Origin of the sequence: Methanobrevibacter sp. (assembly GCF_045636185.1) — an archaeon.
Classification (GTDB): Archaea; Methanobacteriota; Methanobacteria; order Methanobacteriales; family Methanobacteriaceae; genus Methanocatella.
Map to the genome: position 1 here is coordinate 22618 of NZ_JAZTXC010000001.1, position 6268 is coordinate 28885.

Below are 6268 nucleotides of genomic sequence, written 5' to 3' on the forward strand. Positions count from 1 at the left end.
TTACTGGTAGCTTACCTTTATTTCATCATGAGGAACAGTTCTTCTAAAACGCTTTTTAGGATATCCAATGATAAAAGAAGAATACATGTGCTTTGATTTATCGATATTCGGGAAAAATTCCATTAATTTATCGTGATTGATTTCATCAGCCTTTAAAATAAATAATGAATAAAAACCACCTAAACCTAAAGAATAAGCCAACAGTTCTAAACGAGTATTTGCTATAACAGCACTAGTTTTATCAGTTGCAAAAGTTAAAATAAGCTGTTTTCCTTCCCAAAGTAATGGATGATATTTCTTAGAGGAGTTGTCTTTTAAATAATCACCAAATTCCTTTATCCTGAAAAATTCATTTTCTTCGACCTTGATTATATCATAGACCAAATCCATGAATTCATCCAATTTTTCATCCAAAACAACAAATTCAACATCCTGCTCATTTTGGGCAGAAGGTGAATAATAGGCTCCTTCAAATAATATATTAAAAGTTTCTTCATCAATTTTTTTCTTTTTAAACCAACGAACAGATCTTCTTTGCTTTAATAATTGAAGCAAATCACCATAATCAACTGGGATTTGTCGAGAATCATACTCTTCAATCCTGTCAAATTGATTTTCATATTTCAAAAGAGTAATTGCGCCCTGCGGACAAATTGCCATACAATGGCCACAGTCAAAGCAATTGCTTTCCAATTCATAAGCGAATTCATCAATTCCTATATTGTCTCTAATACATACGGATTTACAGAGTTTACATGCACTGCATAACTCCGTATCGATTCTTAACTTCCCTGCCATCCTGAACAACTCTTGTAATATTTTCTGGTTTTGTTAATAGTTCTATGTTTTCCAAGGGATTGTCTTCAATGAAAATTATGTCGGCACATTTTCCAGTGCCAATAAATCCAATATCATCTTTTCCCATGAATTTGGCTGATTTAATTGTAGCTGATTCTATAGCTTCCATAGGAGTCATTCCAATATCAATTAAATTTAACAATTCTTTTAAATTATTGCCATGAGGCATTACACCACTATCGGTACCCATTACAATATTTACACCATTTTCATAAGCTGTTTTAATATTCTCCTTGCATATCTTAATTATTTCTTCTATTTTTGCTAACTTTTCCTCAGCATAAATGTCCCATGGAGGAAATCCATTTTCATGCAAATAATGATTAACAAGCATAGTTGGAACTAATGTGACATTGTTTTCAACCATCCTTTTAGATGTTTTATCGTCAATAAAAGTTCCATGTTCAATTGAAGAAAAACCAGCATCAATACATTTATTCATACCTTCCAAACTATGACAATGGGCAGAAACTTTTAAATTGGTAGTTTTCGCTTCTTCAACAATGGTTTTAAGTTCCTCCAAGTTAAATTGTGAAAATTCCGGAGAATTATTTGTAGTCAAAACACCACCACTGCACATTACCTTAATAAAATCCGCACCTGCCCTTTTAAATTCACGAGTTTTCTTTAAAACTTCAGACGGACCATCACACCTTCCTTTTGGAAATCCGGGATACATTATTTCCATGTCAAAACCTGAAGGCAACATTAAATCAAAATGTCCTCCTGTCATGACTAATGGATTTATGGAAACTACCAATTTTGGGGCAGTAAACAACCCTTTTTGTTGAGCCAATTTAACACCCAAATCTGCAGATCCACAATCCCTGACTGTTGTAACGCCAGCATTGATAGTCTGCATCCCATGAGGAACAGCATTATAAAAGTGAATAGCTAGAGGATTAGCCATATTTTCCTCTTTATAAAAACCCTTGGCTAAAATATGCATATGACAGTCAATAAACCCAGGTAAAACATGACTATTATCTCCATCAATGACTTTAGCATTCTCTTTGGTTTTGATTTTATCTGAAGAAATTTCCTTAATGTATTTTCCTTCAATTAAAATATTTTGATGCTCTTTAATCTCATCTCCAGGATTGATAATATTCACATTTTGAATTAGGGTTTGCATTTAAATCGTCTCATAAAATAGTAATTGTACCATTATCTCCATCCACTTCAACTAAAGTACCGTTAACCAGATCTTCAGTCTCTGCAGGAGAATCAACCATTGGAATATCAGACATGATTGCACCAGTGGCTATAATCGGCTCTGCATTAAGACAAATGATAGCCTTTGGAGCAGTATTATTCTTCATCATCTGGAAAATAACATAAGACCCTACGGTAGAACCTTTTCCACCAGGAATAAATAAAACCTTGTCTTTGATTATTTGACCTTTTAATTCATGATTAGGGTCAATAACTTCACCATTTTCCGGATTTACACCACCAAGAAAACTAATTGGTTCTGAACTTACAATTAATTCTCCTTTTCCTTTTCCTTTTGCAATATTTCTACATTCAATCATTATGAAATAGTATATAAAAAGTAGTATTTAAAAAATTAGTTTGTAAAAAATAATATGAAGAACTAAACAACATCCTTTTTCATTACTTCACGCAATACTGCCGTTGCATAAGACCCCTTGTTAATGGAAAATTCAGCTAAAACACCATCATCTGTTGCCTTGGCAGATGCATCCCACACCTGAAAACGTGCAGACCTTCTAAGACCATGACTTCCCAAACGTGGCATTTTTGGAACTTCAAAATCACTTTTATCCAAATTGTAACTTTCAAGAACTCCCTTTTCCATTTCTCCAACTTCCCCTCCGGCAAAAGGAACCTTTGTACCAAATAAGGGAACTGTCGGATTAACTTCAAAATTGTCAATCAATTCCTGATATTCTTCGGGAGTTTTATCGCGAATGATATGTTCTTCATTGTCAATGATAATGTCACCTTCGATGTATTTGTTAAGCCCCATTTCAACACGGCGACTTAAAACATCGTTAAACAGATAAGATTGATAAGCATGAACAAACATTCTTTGTAATGGTTTTGGAAGAGCATGAATGGCATTCATATATGCTTTATCATCCAATTCGCCCTTTTTAGAATCCTTAATTAATTGACGAACCATCATCTTTTCATAACGCATTCCCTTTCCCATCAATTCCAATGACTTTTCCAAATCTCCGTCATCGTAAGCCTGTCTTGCCTGTTGATTTTCCAAACTTTCCTCTTCTGAAGGATTTCCGATATACCTTCTGACGGCTTCAGCCAAGTCATTTTGAACTAATGCTTCACCAACCAAATGAGTATTTGTTCTAGGCTTTCCGAAACGTTGCCAGCCAAAATAATTAGGAACACCAGTAATTTCAAGTTCTTTTAAGACTTCGTTTGCAATTTCCGCACTCTTTTCAATATCATCCAAATCCCTGATAAGAATTCTGAATTTGTTTCCTTTTAACTGGCCCATCCTAAGCTTTTTACGTCCGCGAGTAATTTCTAAAAAATCAGTTTTATAAATATCCAAGTTTTCAACTTGCTTGAATTGTTCTTCTGAGTCCATATTAGCAATACAAATCCATTGACGGGTTAAAGCCTTTTTATCTTTCATTCCGGCAAAGCCCATTCTTTTCCTGTCAATGTGCAAGTCACGGGCAATATCCAAAACAACATCCAGCGTGGTTCTTCCAATCTTTTCAATCCAAACCCAAACGTTTGGTCCTTCACCACCAGGAATCATTTCTGGAATTTCTTCAACATAAAAATCTTCATATTGGTTTCTGATAGATCCACCAATTCCATTTTGACCCGTAACATAAGTATTAGCATTTAACATAGTATCACAAAAGTAAAAATGCCCCGACCGGGATTTGAACCCGGGGAATGGGATCCGCAGTCCCATGTGTTATCCAAACTACACCATCGGGGCAAGAGAAAATAAGATATCATAATAATATAAGTTTTTCATAGTATTTAATATTTTTTTAAATTACGGCAAATCTTATATAACACTAATGAATAATATTTATATGTGCATTATTACTGGTGGGGAATCCACCACCACAACCCAATTCTCTACTAGGGTAATGCATGTTTGGGTATGTAAAGGCTGGTATATTCACCACCAAACACGTTATAATATCGGTCTATTACATACAATTAAAATCATTGCCAAGTATAAAGAGTATAAGAATAGCCATCAAAGTTTCGTGTGGCAACTGAAATATTACCTGCTTTTGTGAAATCACCAGATTCTGCCAAAACAGTAGAATCCAAATGATTTGTTTCTACAAACCGATAGTTAGTTAACTTAAATTCACCAAATTTTTCATCACAAAGCTGAGAAACTTCCCTTACGGATTTTTTAGAATTTTTATTTTCCTTTAAAATAGCTGTAATTTTGCTTAAAAAAGTTTTATCATTAAAATCAACTTTACCGGACAATATTTCCATGACATCCTGAGCATCCTTAGAATTATGAGCAATATCTGAATATGTAGGATATGGAAGTGAAACTAACGTATTTAACATCAGCATTACAATGATTAGAATACTTAATGCAATAATCGCATCCCAAAGATATAAACTTCCTTTATTGTCATTCATGAAAAGAAGTTAACTTCCATAATATTTAAGAAATATGGAAGTGCGAAAAAATTAATTTTCATTTATATACTTTATAACCTTATCCTTCTTGGCAATTGCATCTTCACATGCCTTTTGAACCTTTTCCTGCATTATTTCAAAGTCCTCAGGTGTTGTATCTCCGACTAACATTTTAATTTTTGTGTATGCAGCTTCTCTGAATAGTGGAACAAGTTTTTCAGTTGATGAATCTTCCTTAATCAAGATCGGTTCACCACTATCAGTGACCTGACCAATCTCTGAGATGTCAACTCCTGCTTTAGAAACAGTCTTTTTAACATCCTCTGCAATATCTTCAGGGACCACAAGCATCAATGAATCTGTAGAAACACCTAAAGGATCAATATTCAATGTTTCAAGCATGTTCAATACATTTGGAGCAACCATAGCACGGATATCCTTTTCATAAAACTCCAAACCGACTCCTGTCGTATTGGATATTTCATGGGCATCACCCCTTAGCCCCCCATTGGTTACATCAGTCATTGCATGAATATCCTTAACCAAATCAGCTTCAAATAATGACTGTGATGCCTGAACAAAATTAACGTTCATTGTATCCCATACAACATCAAAAAATCCATTATAAAGAGCGGTTGTTGTAATTGTTCCTCCGCCAGAACCTTCAGTCAAAAGAATTACATCCCCTTTGGTTGCGCCCTTACGTGCAGTTGGAGGATAATCTGATACTCCTACGCTACCTACGGCAGAAACGAATCTGTCACCTAAAACCATGTCCCCACCGACTCTTAAAGTACTTCCTGCAACAATAGGAACATTTACTAGTTCTGAAACTGCAGCTACACCTGCAGTAAAGTCAAATATTTTACCGACATCACCATCATCAGCCAAATGAACATCACTTAAAATAGCTACCGGATCTGCACCCATTACACAAACATCCCTTAAAGTTGCTCTTGTAACATGAAATCCTCCTAAAAATGGATATTCACTTAATCTTGAGTGTATTCCATCGACAGCAGTGGTAATATAAACATCATCGTTTTTAGCTTTTGAACGTACAACACCACCGTCATCCTGTTCTGTCGGATTTACCAGTGATGCAGTATCAGTTGAAGCCACTATATCTGCAATTCTTCTGTGAACAAAAAAATCTCCTGCTCCACGGGAACCAACACCCATTTCACCCATTCCAACACCGGATTTGGTGATTTCAGCAATCTCTTTTAAAAATTCGTCATCACTTTCTTTTAATTTTAACGTGGTTGAAACTTCATCAATGACTGCTTCAGCCATTTTGATCGAATTATCTTCAGAAATTTCCTTATATTCTCTTATTCTTTCGGCTAAAAGAACTGATAAATCTTCATATGAATAATCATCAATTCTTGCACGAACAAAACCTTCAATATCCATAATAATTACTCCTTAATATTAACAAAGTTTTTTAATATTTTAAGTCCAGCTTTTCCACTTTTTTCTGGGTGGAATTGTGTTGAAAACAGGTTATTTTGACTTAATGATGCTACAACATCTATTCCATATTCACAGGTGCCCGCAATAATAGCATCATCATCGGGAATTACATGATATGAATGGACAAAATAAAAATACTCTTTATCTACCCCTTCCAAAATAGGAGATTCATTAACTACATCTAATCTGTTCCAACCCATATGAGGAACTTTAACGCCTTCAGGCAGGTATTCGCAATGTCCATTAAATAAATTAAGTCCATCTACATTAGGGCTTTCTTCACTTTTACCCATTAGTACCTGCTGACCTA

At 34.8% G+C, this 6268-nt stretch carries 7 protein-coding genes and 1 tRNA gene; all 8 read right to left on the reverse strand.

The genetic code is table 11. The features are described 5' to 3' along the window. A complete protein-coding gene (locus ACKI3Q_RS00125) occupies positions 1–798 on the reverse strand; it encodes a nitroreductase family protein (protein ID WP_407413095.1) in 798 nt (265 codons plus the stop codon). After that, the gene (locus ACKI3Q_RS00130; RefSeq protein WP_407413097.1) at positions 752–1993 is read right to left on the reverse strand and encodes an amidohydrolase family protein; all 1242 of its coding nucleotides are present in this window, start codon (positions 1991–1993) and stop codon (positions 752–754) included. The genes ACKI3Q_RS00125 and ACKI3Q_RS00130 overlap by 47 nt, the downstream gene beginning before the upstream one ends. A gap of 10 nt (positions 1994–2003) precedes the next feature. Continuing rightward, positions 2004–2393, reverse strand: coding sequence for a DUF126 domain-containing protein (locus ACKI3Q_RS00135; protein ID WP_407413099.1), 390 nt, complete (start codon positions 2391–2393; stop codon positions 2004–2006). Positions 2394–2455: 62 nt separating this feature from the next. Further along, on the reverse strand, positions 2456–3712 hold the full coding sequence (gene truD, locus ACKI3Q_RS00140) for a tRNA pseudouridine(13) synthase TruD (protein WP_407413101.1): 1257 nt from the start codon (positions 3710–3712) through the stop codon (positions 2456–2458). A 19-nt stretch (positions 3713–3731) separates the two neighbouring features. After that, positions 3732–3805, reverse strand: a tRNA-Arg gene (locus tag ACKI3Q_RS00145). 236 nt (positions 3806–4041) lie between these two features. Continuing rightward, positions 4042–4482, reverse strand: a complete 441-nt coding sequence (locus tag ACKI3Q_RS00150; protein ID WP_407413103.1) for a hypothetical protein — start codon at positions 4480–4482, stop codon at positions 4042–4044. 51 nt (positions 4483–4533) lie between these two features. Then, entirely contained in the window at positions 4534–5898 is a 1365-nt protein-coding gene (locus ACKI3Q_RS00155; protein ID WP_407413105.1) for an AIR synthase-related protein, read from the reverse strand. A gap of 5 nt (positions 5899–5903) precedes the next feature. Next, a partial coding sequence (gene hisH / locus ACKI3Q_RS00160; RefSeq protein ID WP_407413107.1) for an imidazole glycerol phosphate synthase subunit HisH occupies positions 5904–6268 on the reverse strand: 365 nt, incomplete at its 5' end.